19 protein-coding genes are annotated in these 19,842 nt (G+C 60.6%); 1 reads left to right on the top strand and 18 read right to left on the bottom strand.

Annotation, left to right across the window (positions count from 1 at the left end; translation table 11 throughout):
* Positions 1-64: 64 nt before the first annotated feature.
* Entirely contained in the window at positions 65-253 is a 189-nt protein-coding gene (locus E2F43_RS09350) for a hypothetical protein (RefSeq protein ID WP_133211959.1), read from the top strand.
* 69 nt (positions 254-322) lie between these two features.
* On the opposite strand, the gene E2F43_RS09345 is transcribed toward E2F43_RS09350, so the two are convergent.
* The 18 genes from E2F43_RS09345 to leuD form a co-directional block, all read right to left on the bottom strand.
* On the bottom strand, positions 323-808 hold the full coding sequence (locus tag E2F43_RS09345; protein WP_133211957.1) for a GNAT family N-acetyltransferase: 486 nt from the start codon (positions 806-808) through the stop codon (positions 323-325).
* Complete coding sequence (locus E2F43_RS09340; protein WP_133211955.1) at positions 808-2,793, bottom strand: transglutaminase TgpA family protein; 1,986 nt, start codon at positions 2,791-2,793, stop codon at positions 808-810. Before E2F43_RS09340 ends, E2F43_RS09345 begins: the two co-directional genes overlap by 1 nt.
* Complete coding sequence (locus tag E2F43_RS09335; protein ID WP_133211953.1) at positions 2,790-3,788, bottom strand: DUF58 domain-containing protein; 999 nt, start codon at positions 3,786-3,788, stop codon at positions 2,790-2,792. Before E2F43_RS09335 ends, E2F43_RS09340 begins: the two co-directional genes overlap by 4 nt.
* A gap of 11 nt (positions 3,789-3,799) precedes the next feature.
* Positions 3,800-4,729, bottom strand: a complete 930-nt coding sequence (locus E2F43_RS09330) for an AAA family ATPase (RefSeq protein ID WP_133211951.1) — start codon at positions 4,727-4,729, stop codon at positions 3,800-3,802.
* A 32-nt stretch (positions 4,730-4,761) separates the two neighbouring features.
* Positions 4,762-5,961 carry an O-succinylhomoserine sulfhydrylase gene (locus E2F43_RS09325; protein WP_133211949.1) on the bottom strand — a complete coding sequence of 400 codons (1,200 nt, stop codon included), beginning with the start codon at positions 5,959-5,961 and terminating at the stop codon, positions 4,762-4,764.
* A 6-nt stretch (positions 5,962-5,967) separates the two neighbouring features.
* Entirely contained in the window at positions 5,968-7,491 is a 1,524-nt protein-coding gene (purF, locus tag E2F43_RS09320; RefSeq protein ID WP_133211947.1) for an amidophosphoribosyltransferase, read from the bottom strand.
* A 19-nt stretch (positions 7,492-7,510) separates the two neighbouring features.
* A complete protein-coding gene (locus E2F43_RS09315) occupies positions 7,511-8,023 on the bottom strand; it encodes a CvpA family protein (protein ID WP_133211945.1) in 513 nt (170 codons plus the stop codon).
* A gap of 67 nt (positions 8,024-8,090) precedes the next feature.
* Positions 8,091-8,735, bottom strand: coding sequence for an SPOR domain-containing protein (locus E2F43_RS09310; protein WP_165954254.1), 645 nt, complete (start codon positions 8,733-8,735; stop codon positions 8,091-8,093).
* The gene (folC, locus tag E2F43_RS09305; RefSeq protein WP_133211941.1) at positions 8,728-10,020 is read right to left on the bottom strand and encodes a bifunctional tetrahydrofolate synthase/dihydrofolate synthase; all 1,293 of its coding nucleotides are present in this window, start codon (positions 10,018-10,020) and stop codon (positions 8,728-8,730) included. Before folC ends, E2F43_RS09310 begins: the two co-directional genes overlap by 8 nt.
* A complete protein-coding gene (gene accD / locus E2F43_RS09300) occupies positions 10,013-10,972 on the bottom strand; it encodes an acetyl-CoA carboxylase, carboxyltransferase subunit beta (protein WP_133211939.1) in 960 nt (319 codons plus the stop codon). The genes folC and accD overlap by 8 nt, the downstream gene beginning before the upstream one ends.
* Positions 10,973-11,021: 49 nt before the next feature.
* On the bottom strand, positions 11,022-11,843 hold the full coding sequence (gene trpA, locus E2F43_RS09295; protein WP_133211937.1) for a tryptophan synthase subunit alpha: 822 nt from the start codon (positions 11,841-11,843) through the stop codon (positions 11,022-11,024).
* Between the two features lie 10 nt (positions 11,844-11,853).
* Positions 11,854-13,074, bottom strand: a complete 1,221-nt coding sequence (gene trpB / locus E2F43_RS09290) for a tryptophan synthase subunit beta (RefSeq protein ID WP_133211935.1) — start codon at positions 13,072-13,074, stop codon at positions 11,854-11,856.
* Positions 13,075-13,713, bottom strand: a complete 639-nt coding sequence (locus E2F43_RS09285) for a phosphoribosylanthranilate isomerase (RefSeq protein WP_133211933.1) — start codon at positions 13,711-13,713, stop codon at positions 13,075-13,077.
* Positions 13,714-13,777: 64 nt separating this feature from the next.
* The gene (truA, locus tag E2F43_RS09280) at positions 13,778-14,632 is read right to left on the bottom strand and encodes a tRNA pseudouridine(38-40) synthase TruA (protein WP_238946828.1); all 855 of its coding nucleotides are present in this window, start codon (positions 14,630-14,632) and stop codon (positions 13,778-13,780) included.
* Positions 14,625-16,814 carry a type IV pilus assembly protein FimV gene (locus tag E2F43_RS09275; RefSeq protein WP_133211931.1) on the bottom strand — a complete coding sequence of 730 codons (2,190 nt, stop codon included), beginning with the start codon at positions 16,812-16,814 and terminating at the stop codon, positions 14,625-14,627. The genes truA and E2F43_RS09275 overlap by 8 nt, the downstream gene beginning before the upstream one ends.
* Positions 16,815-17,016: 202 nt before the next feature.
* Positions 17,017-18,042 (bottom strand): aspartate-semialdehyde dehydrogenase, encoded by a 1,026-nt coding sequence (locus E2F43_RS09270; protein WP_133211929.1) that lies wholly within the window; start codon positions 18,040-18,042, stop codon positions 17,017-17,019.
* 26 nt (positions 18,043-18,068) lie between these two features.
* Complete coding sequence (gene leuB, locus E2F43_RS09265; RefSeq protein WP_133211927.1) at positions 18,069-19,151, bottom strand: 3-isopropylmalate dehydrogenase; 1,083 nt, start codon at positions 19,149-19,151, stop codon at positions 18,069-18,071.
* A 43-nt stretch (positions 19,152-19,194) separates the two neighbouring features.
* Positions 19,195-19,842 (bottom strand): 3-isopropylmalate dehydratase small subunit, encoded by a 648-nt coding sequence (gene leuD / locus E2F43_RS09260; protein WP_133211925.1) that lies wholly within the window; start codon positions 19,840-19,842, stop codon positions 19,195-19,197.

Genomic DNA, 19,842 nt, shown 5'->3' with positions numbered 1-19,842 from the left:
CCGCAACGGAGCTGGCGGAAGATAACGTTCAACCGGCAAGGTAATTACTGCTAGTATTAACCTCATGCGAGACAACGACACCCAACCGCCAAAACAGAGCAGATGGCTCAAGCTGATGCTCGAGGGACAACTTACCCGCGACAGCGTGTTAAAGACCAGAACCGAAATCGACGAGGATAAACGGCGTGCCGAGGATCTCGAAGCGGTACGCCGGACCCTGTCCGGTGGCGAGAAAGACAGCGGAGTTCGATAACCACGCTTATCGCGTTTCCTGCGGCGCCGGCGCCGGCCATTTTATGATGATGGATACTGCCCGCCAACACTAGAAGTTGAGCTGCCAGTATCCCACATCGAGCCACTGGCCCTGCTTGAAGCCCACTTCCGGAAACTCAGCCACCTTGCGCATGCCCATCTTCTCATGCAGCGAGACGCTGGCCGGATTGGGCAGGGTGATGCCGCCGATCACCGCGTGAACCCCCAGCGCCCGCAGCTGTTCAAACAGGGCTGAATACAGCCGCGTGCCCCATCCATTACCGCTTGCGCCCGGGGCCAGGTAGACGGTGCTTTCCACCGAAAAGCGGTAGGCGCTGCGTTCCCGCCAGCGATTGGCGTAGGCATATCCGAGAATGGCAGCGCCCTCCTCCGCCACCAGCCAGGGATAGCCAAGTTCGGCCACGCGCTGCATGCGTGCCAGCATATCCCCAGCGGCCAGTTCCCATTCCTCGAAGGTCGCTGGCGAGTGGCGAATGTAGTGATTGTAAATTTCCGCCAGTTGCTCACTGTCGGTGGATATCGCCGGTCGAATCATTAACGGATACTCCTTACTGCGCGGGCAAACTCGCCAAGCTCGCCGTCCTGCGATGCGCCCTCTGCGTAAGCCAGTTGGTCGTAGCGCTTCGTCACGTCGGCAATCTGTTCTGCCAGGCGGGGAATTTTCCGTTGCGCACGGAGCGCGTAATCGCGCGGTGCCTCCCCGGCCTTCCTGGCCACGCCCATACTTTCCAGCCGCCTGCAGAAGTTGAGATAAAGCCGGTCAAGCCGGCTCAGGGCGTGGGTCTTGCGCCTCAACAGCAGCACCCATGCCACGGGGACAAGCACCAGAGCCCAGCTCCCCAGTAACACCGCCGCAAATTTGCGCGCACTGAAATCGCCAAAGAAACCCTTGAGCAGGTCAAACTGTTTGTCAGCGTCAAAACCGACCACCCATGCCTGCCAGCTGTATGTCAGCGCGTCGTAACGCAGGCGGATTTTATTGATGATGTCGATCTTGCGATAGCGCAGGGGCGACAGGGGCGAATCAGGCAGGAAACTGCCCTCTTCCGCCAACGCTTCCTCCAGCCCCAGTTCGATGCGCTCGGGGGCGACGGCGGCCGTGGGATCAACCCGCACCCATCCCCGGCCTTCCAGCCAGACCTCGGACCAGGCGTGGGCGTCAAACTGGTGAACGATCACGGTGCCATTGACCGGGTTAACCTCGCCACCCTGGTAACCGGCGACGACACGGGCCGGTATACCTGCCGCCCGCATCATGATGACAAAGGCCGCAGCGTAGTGTTCACAGAACCCGCGGCGGGTGTCAAACAGGAAGGCGTCCATGCGATCACGTTCCGGCAGCAACGGTGGCTGCAGGGTGTAAACAAAGGGCTCACGGGTAAACAGGTTGAGTACGCGCTCAACGGCCTCCGCCGGGCTGGCGGATTCGGCGGCGATTTGTGCAGCCAGTCGCCGTGTTCTGGGATTGGCGCCGTCCGGCAATTCCAGCTCTATCCGTCGGCGCCAGGCGGAAAGCTCTGGTTCCAGCACGGTGTCGGGCCAGGATCGCACCTGGTAGAGATAGTCATCCTCGATCACCAGCGGCCGGAAGATCCGGAAGTCCGCCGAGTGCATGATGCCGGAACTGGTCGAGCGAGCATAGCGCAGGCCATACAGCCAGCGCTGCTGTGTAGGCTCCATGATAATGGAGTAGCGTAGCGGTTCTCCCAGCGGTTCAGGTTCGTTCTGCCTGCGCTGCGAGGCCGGCACCTCGTAAAAGTTGAGCGCGCTCCAGGTCCCCTGGCGTAGCCGGCTCATTACCAGGCCGCGCCAGTATAGCTCTGACCGGGGCGGCACATCGCCCTCGAAATTAACCCGGAATGCCACCTCGCCTGAGCGGCTGAGCCGGGACACATCACCCGGACTCATGAACTCACTCATGCCGGTTTTTGCCTGCTGACTTTTGATAGGCACAGTCCACAGCGGCCCGATGCGCGGGAACAGGAAAAACAGCACCAGCATCAGCGGCGCCGCCTGCAAGATCATCACCCCGGCCTGGCGCATTGGACGCAGGTTGAACCGGTCGTCCCCGGGTCGATGCAGGGCCACAAGGGCGGTGGTGATGATGACCACGTTGAGCACGCACACAAGGACTATCAGCAGGTCCTGGCTGAACAGGAACTCGGTGAGCACCACGAAGTAAGCGAGAAACAACAGTACATAGGCGTCCTTGCGCTCGGCCAGTTCCAGCAGCTTCAGGGCAAATGCCGTCAGCAGCAGTGCCACCGTCGGCTCTAATCCCACCAGGCTGCGGAAACTGAGCAATATGCCGGCAAAGCCGGCAATAATAAGGCCCAGTTTTACCGGCCAGCGGGGGAAGGACCACCGTCCGCGGTAGACCATGATCCGCCAGAATGCGGCAAACAGGTAAACCGCCAGCACCCAGGGTGGGATACGTTCGATATGCGGCAGCACCAGGGTAAACATGCTGAGAATGGCCCAGCCCAGGGCATTGCGCGGAATCTGTTGTTGGGCTTTCAAGACCGGTCCTCCAGGCCATGCAGCGCCAGCGCCCGCAGTACCTGTTCCCGGTGACGTTCGCTGCAGTCCGGTGCAATGGTCACACCCGGCAGGCGCAGGCCGTACTCGTCGCCGGCCCTGTCGAATTCCAGTGCCCAGAAACACAGGTGAGACAGGCGCTGCTCGGCACCCAGGCCAGGAAACATCTCCCAGTCCAGCCACACACTGCGGTCGGCATAGGCTGCGTACTGTTTGACCTGCACCGACTGTCCCCGTGCCAGGCCTTTCCAGTATATGTGACGCAGTGAGTCACCTTGCCGGTAATCGCGAAAACCATAAAAATCATCGCTACCCTCTACCGGCACCGCGGCGCCGTCCGGGGTCTCAGCGGCAAGGCCCGGCAGTTCCGGCGAAGGCAGCGGGCGCGGATACACCAGGGCGTGCAGGTCCAGGTCGATCCAGCTCCAGCAGCGCAACAGACCCAGCGGATAGCTCGATTCCAGCAACAGTCGCCCGGGATTGAACCAGCCCCGTTGCCTGCCCACCGGCGCGTGCAACTGCACCCGCACCTGATCCTCATCCACCAGGCTGACGGTACGCGCATCACTGTCCGGCCATTTCAGGTAAAGGCCGATATGCTCCTTTTGCCGGCTGCGTTCCAGTTGCAGTTCGAACTCGGTCAACTGACCCGGAAACGCCGGTCTGGCGTGCACCGCGCGCACCGTTAAAGCGGAAAGGTTGGCATAGGTGTGCAGCACAGCAACAATGAACAGGGTGGCGAGCAGAAACGTCAATCCATAGCTGAGATTACTCTGGAAATTGATCGCCGCCAGCAACATCACCAGCAGGCAGACGCCGAAGAACAGACCTACCTTGCTGGGAAAAATGAAGATCCGCCGCTGGTTGAGGGTAACCACCCGCGACGGCGGGATCCGACTGTTAATCCAGTGGCGAAACCGCTTGCGCAGGAGGGTGAGCAATTTACTATCGCCGCCTGTGCCCGCCGCTGCGTTCATGTTTCAGTCCGTCAAGGACGGATAACGTCCACATTGCGCTGTAACAGGGAGACCAGCGCAGCGCTGTCGCCGGAGTAGTCACCGCTGGGAATGAGCCGATGGCCGGCGACCGCCGGTAATACCATTTGCAGGTCCTCCGGTACCACGTGCCCGCGACTGTGCATCACCGCCCAGGTGCGGGCGCTGTCAAGCAACGCCAGCCCGCCCCGGGGAGACAGACCCACCTCGAATTCGGGACTGTTGCGGGTATAGGCAACCAGGCGCTGGAGATAGTCCAGCAGGTTGTCAGAGGCGTGTACCTGACCCACCGCGTCCCGAATGCCGGCCAGCTGTTCGCCGTTGATCACCTGGCGCAGTGGCACCCGTTCGGTACTGTTCAGCCGCTGTCGCTGAAACATCTCGCGTTCCGCCTGGGGGTGGGGGTAGCCCAGTTCGAGGCGCATCAGGAAGCGGTCCAGTTGCGACTCTGGCAGGGGGTAGGTTCCCGACTGGTGCACCGGGTTCTGGGTGGCTATCACAAAGAAGGGTTCCGGCAGAGGCCGGGTTTCTCCCTCCACGGTCACCTGCCCTTCGGCCATCGCCTCCAACAGGGCGCTCTGGGTGCGCGGGGTGGTGCGATTGATTTCGTCGGCCAACAATAACTGGGTAAATATCGGACCGGGATGAAAGCTGAAGCTGGCGTCGTTGCGGTTGTAAACCGACACCCCGAGAATGTCCGCGGGCAGCAGGTCGCTGGTGAACTGAACACGTTTCCAGGACAGTCCCAGCACATCAGCCAGGGCGTGGGAAAGCGTGGTTTTGCCCATTCCGGGCAGGTCCTCTATCAGTAAGTGACCGCGGGCAAACAGACAGCACAGGGCCAGACGGATCTGCGGCTCCTTGCCCAGCAGTACGGTGCCTATTTCGGACACTGCCTCGTCGATTACATCCTGTAAGTGCATCTGCTCGCCCCGAATTACTTCAGCTTTCCGCCTCAGGCAATTGCAGCAAATCCCCGCTGCAAATCTGTCTTGAGATCTTCCACGTGCTCCAGCCCGACTGAGACACGGATCAGGTTCCTGCCTATGCCCGCCTGCGCCCGCTGTTCATCGCTGAGCCTGCCGTGGGTGGTGGTCGCCGGGTGCACGATAGTGGTCTTGGTATCGCCGAGATTGGCAGTGAGCGACATGATGCGGGTGCCGTCGATCACCTGCCAGGCCTGTTCCTGGCCGCCTTTTACCTCGAATGACAACACGCCGCCAAAACCACTTTGCTGCTTTTTGGCAAGTGCGTGACCGGGATGGGACTCCAGGCCCGCGTAGTAAACCCGCTCCACCGCTGGCTGCTCCACAAGCCAGCGTGCCAGTTCCAGCGCGGACCGACTGTGGGCCTCCATGCGCAGGCGCAGGGTTTCCAGGCCCTTGAGAAAGACCCAGGCATTGAAGGCACTCATGGTTGGGCCGCAGGTGCGCAGGAATGTCTCTACCTCGGCCATGTGCTCGGCACTGCCGACAACTGCGCCACCGACACAGCGGCCCTGGCCGTCCAGGTACTTGGTGGCGGAGTGGACCACGATGTCGGCGCCCAGCGACAGGGGACGCTGCAGCGCCGGTGTACAAAAGCAGTTATCGACCACCAGCAGGCAATCGTGGTCGCGGGCCAGAGCTGAAAAAGCACCCAGGTCCGCCACCTCACACAATGGATTGCTGGGGGTTTCCATAAACAGCATGGCGGTTTGCGGTGTGATTGCCCGCTCCCAGGCGGCGATATCCAACAGCGGCACAAAACTGACGTCCACGCCGAATTTGGCCAGGTATTTGCCGAACAGGTTGGTCGTCGTTCCGAACACGTCGCGGGAGCAGACCACATGGTCGCCAGCCTTGAGCAGGGCCATGGCGGTCGACAATATAGCCGCCATGCCTGAGGAGGTGCCCACCGCCGCCTCGCCGCCTTCAAGGGCGGCAATACGCTGTTCGAAGGTTCGCACCGTTGGATTGGTATAGCGGGAATACACATTACCGTCCTGCTCGCCGCCAAAGCGCGCAGCTGCCTCGGCGGCGCTGCTGAACACATAGCTTGAGGTCGCAAAAATCGGCTCGGAGTGCTCGCCCTCCGCGGTGCGGGCAATACCTGCCCTTATCGCCAGAGTATCCAGGTTCACGCCCTCGAGAGCGTCATCGAATTGATCAGTCATCCGTTATCAGGCGTTGTTGTGTATACCAACAACGGACCCCTCCTCCTGTGCGGCAGCGCGCTTGCTGGCCTGGGCCTCATCGTTGCGCTGGGCATCAATACGGTCCAGGTAATGCTGGTCGACATCGCCGGTAATGTATTCGCCGCTGAATACCGAGCAGTCGAACTGTTCGATGTTCGAGTTGCCCTCGCCGGAGCAGAGAATCAGGTCATCGAGGTCCTGGTATACCAGCCAGTCGGCGCCGATAAGCTCACAGACCTCCTCTACGGTTCGCCCGTGGGCGATCAGTTCGGATGCCGAGGGCATGTCGATACCGTAAACATTGGGATAGCGAACCGGCGGCGCCGCCGAGGCAAAGTACACATTGGCGGCACCCGCATCGCGGGCCATGTCGATAATCTGCCGGCAGGTCGTACCGCGAACAATCGAGTCGTCCACCAGCATGACGTTCTTGCCTTCAAACTCTAGCGGCACCGGGTTGAGCTTCTGGCGCACGGATTTCTTACGCTGGCTCTGCCCGGGCATGATGAAGGTACGGCCTATGTAGCGATTTTTCATGAAGCCTTCGCGAAACTTGATCCCCAGTTCGTAGGCCATGGACTGACCGGCGATGCGGCTGGTGTCGGGTATCGGGATCACCACGTCGATGTGCAGGTCAGGGCGTTCGCGGCGCACCTTCTTGGCCAATGCTTCTCCCTGGCGCATCCGGGTTTTGTATACGGAGATACCGTCCATCATGGAGTCCGGTCGGGCAAAATACACGTGCTCGAAAATACAGGGTTTCAGCATCGGGTTTTGCGCACACTGGCGGCGGTGCAACTGCCCATCCATATCGATAAATACTGCCTCTCCCGGGGCCACATCCCCCAGCAGGGTGAATCCCAGCACGTCCAGGGCAACACTTTCGGAGGCGATCATGTGGGCTTTCCTGCCGTTGGCATCGACCCGCTCGCCGACGACCAGCGGACGGATACCCAGGGGATCACGGAACCCGACGACGCCGTAATCGACGATCAGGCTCACCGCGGCGTAGCCACCAATACAGCGCCTGTGCACCGCGCTGACAGCCTGGAAAATATCGTCGGGGCCAGGGCTCAACTTGCCCAGGGTCTGCATTTCGTGGGCGAAAACGTTGAGCAGGACCTCGGAATCGGAGTCGGTATTGAGGTGACGCAAATCGTCCTGAAACAATTCCCGGGTCAACTGCTCGGCATTGGTCAGGTTGCCGTTATGGGCCAGGGCGATACCGTACGGTGAATTGACATAAAACGGCTGCGCGAGCGCCGGGCCGGAACTACCCGCCGTGGGATAGCGCACATGACCGATGCCGACATTGCCTTCCAGTCGCTGCATATGGTGCTGACGGAATACGTCTCGTACCAGACCCTCGCTCTTGCGCAGACTGAAACGCCCCTTGTCGCAGGTCATGATACCCGCCGCGTCCTGCCCCCGATGTTGCAGCACGGTCAACGCATCATATATATCGGGGGCCACATTATTGCCCGCCACCAGTCCTACCAGGCCACACATCCTGCTATCACCTCTTGCATCAGGTCGTAATACGCTCACCGGGTACAGTATTGGAAAATACCGCCTGCACCCAGTCAGCGAGCATATTCAAATGGGGCATCAACACAGACTGATGCAGCCATTGCTGGTTTTGCTCGGGGATCAGTTGCTTGATCACATAGGCAGCAACCAGAATAAGTATCACCCCGCGGGCGAAACCGAAAATTGTACCCAACACCCTGTCCAGAAAACTCAGACCGGCGGCCCTGACCAGGCTGGTGGCCACCTTCACCACCAGTGTGAACACCACCAGGGTTGAAACGAACAGGATTGCATAGGCCGCAACATATCGCCCGGTAATATTGGCAATTAGCGAGGACAGTTGCAGTGCCAGCTGATCCACAAACAGGTGAGCCACAATAAACGCTGCGACCCAGCCGAGCAGTGACAATGCCTCGCGAACAAAACCCCGCCACAGGCTCAACAGGGTCGACACGCTGAGGATGACGATTATCACCCAGTCGGCGGCGGTCAGTTGCGACAGATCGATCACTGGCAACCTGTACTGGGACGCATTCTAGCAAAGCCGTGCTTGCCCTGGGAAAGGCATTGTATCGCCATCAGGGATAATACCGCGTAATCAGGCTACTGACGCCGAACTTGCGGTCGATTGAGCCCTGGATCTGCTGCAAGCGCGCCTTTTCGGCCTTCGGCCCCACATACACCCGAAACAGTGTTTTGCCGTTGCTGCGGATCTTTTTCACATAGGCCTTGTGCCCCATGGCCAGCAGGTCCCGGCGCAGCTGATCGGCCTTGGCATCGCTGCTGACACTGGCTACCCGAAGAATCCAGGTAATGGGGACACCTTCGCTGTCCAGGGCGGGTTTTACCGGCGCCTCACTGCGGGTTTTACTGTTGACGGTTGCGGGTGCCGGTTCCGATATCGGGACCGTCCCTGCCGTTACAGCGCCGCCCTCACTGGCAGCACTCGGGACCGGGCTCTCCGCGAGAGGGTCTTCAGGAGACAGGGCAGGCAACTCGCGATCGGCAGGCTCAGATTCTTTTGCAATCTCGCGGGAGGGGCGCAAGCCGGCAATATCCGGCGCTTCCACCGGGGCTGTCTGCACCTGGGGGCGCGGCGGAATCCGCGCCTCGGCTGCACCGCCCTCCTCCCCCGGCTCGACGAAGATAATCGGCCAGAACACCACACCCAGCGCTACCAGGATAAGCGCCCCGACCAGGCGTTGTTTCAAAACTTCATTCATCGGCCCCGATCTTCCCTCGGTCCTTGTCCAGCTGCGGCAAAACTGCGGCCACGGTGAAAAATGAACCGAATACGACCAGCAGGTCATCCCGGTTCATCAGCGATTGCGCGCGCCTGAAAGCCTGGCGCAGGTTCTTGCTGACGCTGATCATACCCTGCTGTTGCTCGCGCAGCAGGGTCGCTATTTGTGCCGCCGGCATGGCTCGCGGGTTATCCGGCAAATCCCCCAGGAACCAGGCATCAAAACATCCCGAACAGGCGGCCAGCATCTCTGCAACCGCCTTGTCTTTCATGGCGGAAAATAAAGCAATAATTCTTCCATTACAAGGAGTTGCGGCAATATTTTCCAGCAGCTTATCAACAGCAGCAGGATTATGCGCAACGTCCAGCAGGTAGCACCTGTCACCAATTTGCAGGCGTTGCAGGCGGCCTGGGCTGACACTCCGCTGGGCCGCCTGCTGCAGTTGCTGCTGGCTGAACTCCATTCCCAGCAGGGCAACTGCCTGGGCAGCCGCGCACACATTTTGCGGCAGTAACGACGGGGTCTGCATGCCATCGAGCTCCACGATACCTGTGGCGCCACTGATGCTGCCTCGCCAGAGCGCGCCTGAACCACTGCCGGTAAACTCGTTACCGAGCACGTACACCGGTTGGGCACCCACTTCCTGCGCCCGCGCCAGCAATTCGGGCGGCGGGTCCACATCGGCGATCACCACCGGCTTGCCTTCACGCATTATTCCGGCCTTTTCCCGCGCGATAGCGGCGCGGGTATCACCCAGCCACTGCTGGTGATCCAGAGCGATACTGGTAATCACCGCCACATCCGCATCGACCATGTTGGCCGAGTCCAGCCTGCCGCCGAGACCGACCTCCAGCAGGATATAATCCACGGCGCGAGCCTTGAATACAGCCAGCGCGGCCAGGTTGGCAAACTCGAAATAGGTGAGCGAGGTGTTCCCACGAGCTGCCTCGATTGCTGCAAACGCAGCGCTGATCTCTCCGTCACTCACTTCCTCGCCGCATACCCTGATACGCTCGTTAAAGCGCAGAAAATGAGGCGATGTGAAGGCCCCTACACGGTAGCCGCAGACGGTGAGCAGGGCTTCCATAACCGCGACAGTAGAGCCTTTGCCGTTGGTTCCGGCAACGGTGACAACGGGTACGGCTGGTGGCCTTAAAGCCAGTGAATCAGCGACAAGGGATACGCGCTCCAATCCCAGATCCATCTCGCTGGGATGCAGGGTTTCGAGGTATTGCAGCCACTGCGCCAGTGGTCGCTTATTCATCCCCTTCCGGTTTACGCTCTACCTGGACCTCTTGTTCAGGCTCGGGTTCAAGCAACTCGAAGGCAGGAACGGGATCGGCGGCCAGCTCGGGGGCGATTTCGACATTGCCCAGTTTGGCCAGCAGGCGCCCCAGGGTGTCGCGCATTTCGGTACGATGCACAATCATGTCGATAGCCCCATGCTCGAGCAGGAATTCGCTGCGCTGGAAGCCCTTGGGCAATTTCTGGCGAATGGTCTGTTCAATGATATTGGGACCGGCAAACCCTGCGCGGGCGTCGGGCTCGGCGACGTTGATATCACCCAGCAGCGCCAGGGATGCCGATACGCCACCGTAAATGGGATCTGTCATGACCGAAATATATGGCACGCCGGCCAGCTTCATACGCTCCAGCACGGCACTGGTTTTGGCCATCTGCATCAGCGAAATCAGGGCTTCCTGCATCCGCGCGCCACCGGACGCGGCAAAACAAACCAGTGGCATGCGATTCTCCAGGGCAAGTTGTGCCGCCCGGGTGAACTTTTCTCCCACGGCATACCCCATGGAGCCGCCGTGAAAGTTGAACTCGAAGGCGACGACAACAACAGGCATACCCTTGAGGGTTCCCTGCATGGCGATGAGGGCATCCTTCTCGCCGGTGGACTTCTGGGCGCCCGCCAGGCGATCGCGGTAGCGCTTCTTGTCCTTGAACTTGAGGCGGTCTACCGGTACCACATCGGTGAAAATTTCCTCGCGGTCCCCTTTGTCCAGAAAGCTGTCGAGGCGGCGGCGAGCACCGATACGCATGTGGTGATCGCACTTGGGGCAGACGTCGCTGTTGCGTTCCAGATCGGGCCGATAGAGCACGGCATCGCACTTGACGCACTTCTTCCACAGACCTTCCGGCACGCTCGAGCGCTTCTTGCCTTCGCCCTTGCTTACGCCGGAAGGGAGAATCTTGTCAATCCAACTCATGGTTTCCCCCACACAAAGCAGGCCTCATTATAAACGCCTGCCGGGCCCACTAGGAAGCGGCGCTGTCCACTCCCCGACGTATTTGTGCCAACAATTCAATCGCGGCGGCCTGGGCCTGCCCCATATCGCCCCCAGCTTCCAGCTGGCGGGCCATGGCATTGATCAGTGCGCTGCCGACGACAACACCATCGGCAACACCGGCCACTGCTGCGGCGGACTCGGCATCCTTGATGCCAAATCCAACCGCCAGCGGCAGGTCTGATACCTTGCGAATTCGCGCCAGGTGGCTGGAAACATCGGCAATATCCAGGTGGCCGGCACCGGTCACACCTTTCAGGGACACGTAGTAAACGAATCCACTTGCCTGTTGAACTATTCGCGTGATCCGCTCATCCGGCGTGGTCGGGGCGACCAGGAAAATATTGTCCATACCCACCCGGTGCAACTCGGCGTTCACCTGCTCAACTTCCTCCGGCGGAATGTCCACGGTCAGCAGGGCATCGACTCCCGCCTCGGCCGCGGCATCGGCAAACGTCGCGTAGCCCATATGCTCGACCGGGTTGGCGTAACCCATCAGCAGCACCGGGGTCTCGCTGTCTTTTTCACGGAAGGTGCGCACCGCATCCAGTGCATCGCGCAGGCTGACATCGTGAGCAAGGGCGCGCTCGTGGGCGAGTTGGATAACCGGCCCCTCCGACATGGGGTCTGAAAACGGAACGCCCAGCTCGATAATATCGGCGCCATTCTCCACCAGGGCATGCATCAGTGGCACCGTGACTTCGGGGGCGGGATCACCCACCACAATGTATGGAATTAGCGCCTTGCGGCCCTCGCTGGCCAACTGCTGGAAACGCCCCGCTATACGACTCACTATCTACTCCCTAAAACTGGATGCCGTCGATCTCGGCAACCGTATGTATATCCTTGTCCCCGCGACCAGACAGGTTGATCACGATACTTTGCTCGGGACTCATCCCTGCGGCCAGCTTTTCCGCGTAGGCCAGGGCGTGACTGCTCTCCAGCGCCGGCATGATGCCTTCTACCCGGGTAAGCGTATGAAATGCCCGCAGCGCCTCGTCATCATTGGCCACCACATAGTTGACCCGGCCGATATCCTTCAACCAGCTGTGTTCCGGCCCGACACCGGGGTAGTCCAGACCGGCAGACACCGAATGGGTGTGCATGATCTGACCGTTTTCATCCTGCATCAGGTAGGTGCGATTGCCGTGCAGCACGCCCGGCGTTCCCGCAGTCAGCGGCGCCGCGTGTTGAGCGGTGGCCACCCCGTGACCGCCAGCCTCGACGCCGTACATGGCAACGCCCTCATCTTCCAGGAAGGGATGGAACAGGCCGATCGCATTGGAACCACCGCCGACACAGGCCACCAGGGCATCCGGCAGACGACCGATTTGCGCCAGCGACTGAGCCCTGGCTTCGCGCCCGATAACGCACTGGAAGTCACGCACCAGCATGGGATAAGGGTGAGGCCCGGCGACGGTGCCGATGATGTAAAAGGTGTCATCGACATTGGTTACCCAATCCCGCATGGCCTCGTTCATGGCATCCTTCAGAGTGCGCGACCCGGAAGTGACCGGGATAACTTCGGCGCCAAGCAGCTTCATCCGGTAAACATTCAGGGCTTGCCGGCGCACGTCTTCCTCACCCATGAAAACCTGGCATTCAAGGCCCAGTCGAGCGGCGATGGTCGCAGTCGCCACGCCATGCTGGCCGGCGCCGGTTTCGGCAATCACCCGCTTCTTGCCCATATACTTGGCCAGCAGCGCCTGCCCAATGGTGTTGTTCACCTTGTGGGCGCCGGTGTGGTTGAGGTCTTCCCGCTTGAGGAACAAACGTGCTCCGCCCACGCGCTCGGACCAGCGGCTTGCCTCATAGAGGGGAGACGGCCGCCCCACGTAGTGTGCCAGGTCATTGTCCAGCTCTCGCTGGAAGTCCTCGTCGACCTTGAGCCGGTTGTACAGGGTCTCCAGTTCGTCGAGGGCACTCATCAGCGTTTCGGCGACAAACTTGCCCCCATAAATGCCAAACCGACCCTCTTGATCCGGAACTGCGGCGAATTGATTGTTTTTCACTTCACTGTTCATCTAGTCATCCAGTCGTTGGTCTGCGGCGCGCACCGCCGCTACAAAGCGTTTAATCTTGTCGGCGTCCTTGATGCCGGGAGCAGATTCCACCCCGCCACTGACATCCACAGCCCAGGGCCTGACCTGGGCGATGGCATCACCGACGTTTTCCGGCGTGAGCCCACCGGCAAGCACCACTGGCAGGGGCAGCCCCGGCCCGGCCAGGCGCCAGTCGAAGGATTTCCCGGTACCCCCGGGCACACCCTGCTGCCAGGTATCCAGTAAAATACCGCAACCGCCGACATAAGGACTGCTGGCGGCGGCCACGTCGGTATCCTCGCGTACGCGCAGCGCCTTGATCCAGGGCCGCTCGAACGCTGCACAGAATGCGGCGTCCTCATCACCGTGAAACTGGATCAGGCCCACCGGTATGCTGGCGACCACATCCGCTATCGTTTCCGCCTCGGCATTAACAAACAGCGCCACGACAGTGACAAACGGCGGAACCACCGCAGCTATCCCGGCTGCCTGCTCCAGGGTGACGGCTCGCGCGCTTTCCGAGTAGAAAACCAGGCCAATAGCGTCAGCGCCACCGTCTATCGCCGACAGTGCGTCCTCCGGCCTGGTGATACCGCAAACCTTGATACGCGTGGGAGCCAAATTCAGACCTGATAACACCGGAAAAACAAGCGCGCCATCATAGCAGACGCTCGCGGCGCTGTCTTTACGACGCAGCCTCCGGCGGTGCCAGCAACAGCGGGCCGTAGGGGGTGGCCGGCAAGCCAAAGCGATCCGGGTAAATCACATCCACCAGGTACAATCCGTGGGGCGGTGCGGTATCGGCCGCCAACGTTCTGTCACCTGCGGCCAGCAGGTCACCAATCCAGCTCCGTGGCTTGCGCCCGCTCCCTACCGCCATCAGTGAGCCGGCGATATTGCGAACCATATGGTGCAGGAATGCGTTGGCCTGGATGTCTACCACCAGCAGTTCACCCCGTCGAAAAACCGAAACAGCCTCGACGTTGCGCATGGGGGTGGTCGACTGGCAAGCGGCAGCGCGAAAGGCCGAAAAGTCCTGTTCACCCAGCAGGCTCTGGGCCGCCTCGTGCATGGCGCCGGCATCGAGTGGATACCGATGCCAGGTCAGCTGCCCCCCCAGCATGGCCGGGCGGACCTGGGTATTGGCTATCAGGTACCGGTAGCGACGTGAACGGGCACTGAAGCGGGCGTGAAAATCCGCGGCAACCGGGGTTGCCCAGTGCAGTCGCACATCGGCGGCCATGCTGGCATTGGCGCCCAGTACCCAGGCCTTGGGGGCTCGCGCAACCGGCGCATCGAAATGCACGATCTGGCAATGACCGTGAACACCGGTGTCAGTGCGACCCGCACAGTGCGCCCGCACGGGCGCATTGGCGACCGAGGACAGCGCTGCTTCAAGTTCCTGTTGCACGGTAATGACATCGAGGTGAGGCTGGCTTTGCCAGCCGTTGTATCTGGCGCCATTGTATTCGACGCGACAGGCGATGCGGCTGCCCGCAGGCAGCGGGTCAGCGCTCAACCGGGGGAAAAAATCAGCCAATGCGCTCCAGCAGTTCTCCAGCTTCGGCTTTTTGCTCTGCAGAGCCCTCGGCCATCACTTCGTCAAGTATCTGCCGCGCTCCGTCCTCGTCACCCATGTCCAGATAGGCACGGGCGAGATCGAGTTTGGTCGACATACCGTTGGCCTCGGCGGCGATGACCAGGTCTTCATCTTCGCTGTCCTCCGCCAGGCTTGATTCACCGAAGTCTGCCGACAGGTCCAGGTCGTCTTCCAGGTCACCGTCATCACCGAGGCTGCCCTCGATTTCCAGCCCGGCAAAGTCCGCTTCCAGGGAAACGTCTACCTCTTCTGCCAGTCCTGCGGGGGGCTCGGAGAATGAGTCGCCACCGCTGAGCAGTTCCCTGCCGCGGGCGACACTGGCATCATCGCCGAGCGCTTCCAGTTCATTCAGCTGCGCCTCGGCCGCGGCGCGGTCGCCCATTTGCAGCTCGGTTTCCAGCAGTTTAAGGCGGTAGGCACTATCGCGAGGCTCGGCATTAATGGCGTTTTGCAGCAGGTCCCGGGCCTGGGGATAGCGACCGTAGGCAATATAAATGTCGGCTTCCGCCAGGGCGTCGCCGGTTTCCACATCGGAGGCGTATTCGTCGTGCTTGTGCTGGCCATAGCCGCGGTTATCGCGCACCGGCTCGGCTTCCTCTTCCGCTTCTGCCTCGACCTCCTCAAGCCCGGTTTCAGGCTCTGCGACCGCCACCGGTTCTGCCTTGAGCTGAACATCAGCGAAGTCGTCGTCGCTGACCGCGCTGTCACCGTCATCGTCCTTGCCGCGGCGCACAAACAGCACCCCGAGGATAATCAGCACCAGCGCACCGAGGCCGTAGAGCAGGTAGCTCATCATGCCGCCCGCTTCCGCGGGGGCGGGTGCTGGTGCCGGTTTGGCGGCGGGCTTCGGTGCCGGTTCTGGCGCCGGTTCGGCGACCGGGGCGGGCGCAGCCGCGTCGGCGGCTTCATCGGCGACGGCAGTATCAGCCGGCTCCTGGCCGCCCTGTTCTGCAATATCCGCCTCGGCAACGGTATCTCCCGCTGCCATGGCCGCCTCGTCTACACTGCTTCCGGCTTCCTCCAGCGCCGCCTGCAGGGCGGCAATCTGGTCGTCTTTCAGGTCAACAATTCGCTGCAGGGTATCCACCTGCTGCTGCATCGACGCCAACTCTTCTGCCATCGCAGCCTGTTCCAGACCGGCCTTTTCCAGTTCCTCGGCAGCGGCAGCCCCTCCGGCGGCATAATTCCCGGCGTCAGCGGCGGCGCCCTCCTCCACGGGATCGGCTGAAATGCGCAGCTTGGGCCCCGTCGCTATGGGTTTGCTTGCTCGCCCGGCCTGCCAGTCTTCATTCTGCTGTTTGACCTCGGCCAGGGCGGCGGCGAGGTCCTGGGAGCTGATATCGTCTTCACTGGGCAGGTAAACGATGTAGCCGGCCTTGATTCGGTTGATGTTGCCATCGATAAACGCGTCCGGGTTCAGCCGCTGAATATCGAGCATGGTCTGGTGTACCGAAGCCCCGGCAGGTTTGGCGGCCGAGGCAATTTCCCACAGGGTGTCATCCCGGTGGATCATGTATTTGGCGCCTGAGCGCGGGCTCTCGGAGGTACCGGCGCTGAACTCGCGATCCGGCATTTCGCCCGGCGCCAGGCCGGACTTCTTGATGTCTACCCGGGTACCACTAGTCGCCGCCGGGTCCTGGGCTTTTTTTTCGCCATCGTCTGGCAGCGGAGTCCCCTCCACTTCAGCGACACGCTGGGTGGCCGATATCACCGGAGAGGCGGTATCAAACAGAGGCGGATCGACCAGCACCGTGTATTCACGCAGCAGCCGACCGGTTGGCCAGCGGGCCTCCACGATAAAGTCGAGATAGGGCTCCAGCACCGGATCGTCAGAACTGATAAAAATCGTTCCACGACCCTGGGAGTCCACAGACACATCGAACTTGATGCTGGTCAGGAAATAGGCGCGGTCCACGCCCATGCGCTCGAAGTCCTCGCGGGTGGCAAGGCGGATACGAATCTCATCGGCGTGCAGACCGTCCGTGTTGAGAAGGTCCACCTCCGCCTTCAGCGGCTCATTGAGAAATGACTCTAGCTTCAGGTCGCCCAAACCGAGGGCGAATGAAGAGCTGGCATGAATACACCCCAGAGAAAACACTACAGCAGCTAACTTACGAGCCATACTCCGACGCCCTTATTATTTTTCCCGATAAATCCCAAGCCGGCCTCCCCTGGCGCGACCTCCGAACTGGTTACCGCCTTATCGTGCGCTAAAAGTGCCGACCCTGAAAGCACTTTCTGTACTTTTCTCAAGTATTTACAGGGTGCTTCCATGCACAGGCATTCTGTCCGTTTCGCTGAAAAGTATCAGTGAATCAGTGGCATTAATCAAGGTAAGTCGCAATAAGGCTCTCGGCAATTTGCACACTATTCAGTGCCGCCCCCTTGCGCACATTATCGGCCACAACCCACATATCCAGCCCCCGTGGATGGGAGATATCCTCGCGAATCCTGCCGACATAAACCGGATCGGTGCCGGCACTTTCAGTCACCGCGGTGGGGTAACCGCCGTCGGTGCGCTCATCCATGACCTCCACCCCGGGTGCCTGCCTCAGCAGCTCCCGGGCCTGTTCCGCGGTGATTTTATCCACGGTTTCGATATGCACCGCCTCGGAATGGCCAAAGAATACCGGTACCCGCACACAGGTGGGGTTCACCTGGATACTGTGGTCGGCAAAGATCTTCTGGGTTTCCCAGACCATTTTCATCTCTTCCCGGGTGTAGCCATTATCCTGGAAGGTGTCGATATGGGGCAGCGCATTGAAAGCGATCTGCTTGGGGTAGACCTCGCACTCGGCTTCCTGGCCATTGAGCAGACGGGCAGTCTGTCCTGCCAGTTCCTCGATAGCTTCCTTGCCGGTTCCCGACACTGCCTGATAGGTGCAGACATTGATTCGCTCGATGCCCACGGCGTCATAAATGGGCTTCAGCGCCACCAGCATCTGGATGGTCGAGCAGTTGGGATTGGCGATAATACCGCGACTGGTATATCCGGCCAGGGCCTCGATATTGACCTCCGGCACGATCAGCGGAATGTCCTCGTCACGGCGGAAGTGCGACGTATTGTCAACGACCACACAGCCCTGCTCGGCGGCAATCGGGGCATACTTTTCGGAAATGCTGCCGCCGGCAGAAAACAAACCGATCTGCGCCTTGCTGAAGTCGAATTCGGCAAGATCGGTGACGGTCACGGATTTGCCCTTGAACATGATTGTTTTACCGGCAGAACGGCTGCTGGCCAGGGGGTACAGGTTCCTCACCGGAAAATCCCGCTCTTCGAGAATGGAAATCATCGCCTCGCCGACGGCACCGGTGGCACCGACGACCGCGACATCGTACAAATCGCTCATTTGATTACTCCTGTAAACTATCTCTTTCAGGCCGCCTGAACAGCCGCCAGCACCGCGTCGCCCATCTCCGTGGTGCTCACCACGGTAGTGCCTTCGCTGTGAATATCCGGGGTCCGCAGGCCCTGGTCCAGAACCGCACTCACCGCGTCTTCTATGGCCGCTGCGGCCTCGGGGCTGGCCAGGGTGTAGCGCAGCATCATGGCGACCGAAAGAATGGTCGCCAGCGGATTGGCCTTGCCCTGTCCCGCGATATCCGGGGCACTGCCGTGGCAGGGTTCGTACATGCCCCGACCGGCCTGGTCCAGGGAGGCCGAGGGCAACATGCCGATGGAGCCGGTGAGCATGGCCGCGGCATCGGACAAAATGTCGCCAAACATATTACCGGTCACCATCACGTCAAACTGCTTCGGATTCATCACCAGCTGCATCGCCGCGTTGTCCACATAGATGTGGCTCAGCTCTACATCAGGGTATTCCGTGGCCACCTCTTCCATGACCTCGCGCCACAGTACTGTCGCTTCCAGCACGTTGGATTTATCGACACTGCACACCCGACTATCGCGCTTGCGAGCAAGGTCGAAAGCGAGATGGGCAATACGACGTACTTCCGATTCGCTGTATTTATAGGTGTTATAGCCCTCGCGCTCGCCGTTCTCCAGGGTGCGAATGCCTCGGGGCTCACCGAAGTAGATGCCGCCGGTCAATTCGCGCACAATCAGAATATCGAGCCCCGCCACTATTTCGGGTTTGAGGCTGGAGGCCCCCGCCAGTTGCGGATACAGAATGGCCGGGCGCAGATTACCGAACAGTTGCAGCTCCGAGCGAATCGCCAGCAGCCCGCGCTCGGGGCGCAGGTGGCGCTCGACACCGTCCCATTTGGGACCGCCGACGGCGCCCAGCAGAATCGCGTCGACCTCACGCGCACGGGCCAGGGTTTCGTCGGGCAGTGGCACACCGCATTCATCCAGCGCTGCGCCGCCCAGCAATCCGTATTCCAGTTCGATACCCAGGCCAAAACGCGCGTTAGCCGCATCCAGCACTTTTACCGCTTCGGCCATGATTTCCGGGCCTATATAGTCGCCGGGAAGCACCAGTACCTTCTTGCTCATAATCTCTTCTCGTCGTTACCGCCGGCTCAGGCGGCAGAATGATTCACTTGATCACGTCGAACAGCCAGGGGGACTGCTGGCGCATTTTCTGTTCATAGCTGCGAATAGCGTCCGCACTTTTGAGGGTCAGGCCGATATCATCGAGCCCCTCCAACAGGCAGTGGCGACGGAATTCGTCCACCTCAAACGGAATCTCCTCACCGGAGGGGGTCACCACTTTCTGTTGCCTGAGGTCTACCGTCAGCTGATAGCCTTCGCTGGCATACATTTCGTCGAACAGGCGGGAGACGGTTGCCCCGTCCAGGGCGATGGGCAACACACCATTCTTGAAACAGTTATTGTAGAAAATATCGGCAAAGCTGGGCGCTATCACACAGCGAAAGCCGTAATCCTCCAGTGCCCAGGGTGCGTGTTCACGACTGGAGCCACAGCCGAAGTTCTCCCGCGCCAGCAGTATGGATGCGCCCTGGTAGCGGGGAAAATTCAGCGGGAACTCGGTGTTCAGCGGCCGCTGGCTGCAGTCCTCTCCCGGCTGGCCCTCGTCGAGATAGCGCAGTTCGTCGAACAGGTTGGGGCCGAACCCGGAACGCTTGATTGACTTGAGAAACTGCTTGGGAATGATCAGGTCCGTGTCGACGTTGGCCCGATCCATCGGCGCGACAAGTCCTGTCTCTACTGTAAATGCTTTCAT

This window comes from Seongchinamella unica (genome assembly GCF_004354085.1).
Taxonomy (GTDB): Bacteria; Pseudomonadota; Gammaproteobacteria; order Pseudomonadales; family Halieaceae; genus Halioglobus; species Halioglobus unicus.
This window is presented reverse-complemented; position numbering and strand designations above follow the sequence as displayed.

Coding starts and splice junctions, on each gene's coding strand:
- E2F43_RS09350 (WP_133211959.1), top strand. CDS start 65: ATGCGAGACAACGACACCCAACCGCCAAAACAGAGCAGATGGCTCAAG.
- E2F43_RS09345 (WP_133211957.1), bottom strand. CDS start 808: ATGATTCGACCGGCGATATCCACCGACAGTGAGCAACTGGCGGAAATT.
- E2F43_RS09335 (WP_133211953.1), bottom strand. CDS start 3,788: ATGAACGCAGCGGCGGGCACAGGCGGCGATAGTAAATTGCTCACCCTC.
- E2F43_RS09330 (WP_133211951.1), bottom strand. CDS start 4,729: ATGCACTTACAGGATGTAATCGACGAGGCAGTGTCCGAAATAGGCACC.
- E2F43_RS09325 (WP_133211949.1), bottom strand. CDS start 5,961: ATGACTGATCAATTCGATGACGCTCTCGAGGGCGTGAACCTGGATACT.
- purF (WP_133211947.1), bottom strand. CDS start 7,491: ATGTGTGGCCTGGTAGGACTGGTGGCGGGCAATAATGTGGCCCCCGAT.
- E2F43_RS09310 (WP_165954254.1), bottom strand. CDS start 8,735: ATGAATGAAGTTTTGAAACAACGCCTGGTCGGGGCGCTTATCCTGGTA.
- folC (WP_133211941.1), bottom strand. CDS start 10,020: ATGAATAAGCGACCACTGGCGCAGTGGCTGCAATACCTCGAAACCCTG.
- accD (WP_133211939.1), bottom strand. CDS start 10,972: ATGAGTTGGATTGACAAGATTCTCCCTTCCGGCGTAAGCAAGGGCGAA.
- trpB (WP_133211935.1), bottom strand. CDS start 13,074: ATGAACAGTGAAGTGAAAAACAATCAATTCGCCGCAGTTCCGGATCAA.
- E2F43_RS09275 (WP_133211931.1), bottom strand. CDS start 16,814: ATGGCTCGTAAGTTAGCTGCTGTAGTGTTTTCTCTGGGGTGTATTCAT.
- E2F43_RS09270 (WP_133211929.1), bottom strand. CDS start 18,042: ATGAGCGATTTGTACGATGTCGCGGTCGTCGGTGCCACCGGTGCCGTC.
- leuB (WP_133211927.1), bottom strand. CDS start 19,151: ATGAGCAAGAAGGTACTGGTGCTTCCCGGCGACTATATAGGCCCGGAA.
- leuD (WP_133211925.1), bottom strand. CDS start 19,842: ATGAAAGCATTTACAGTAGAGACAGGACTTGTCGCGCCGATGGATCGG.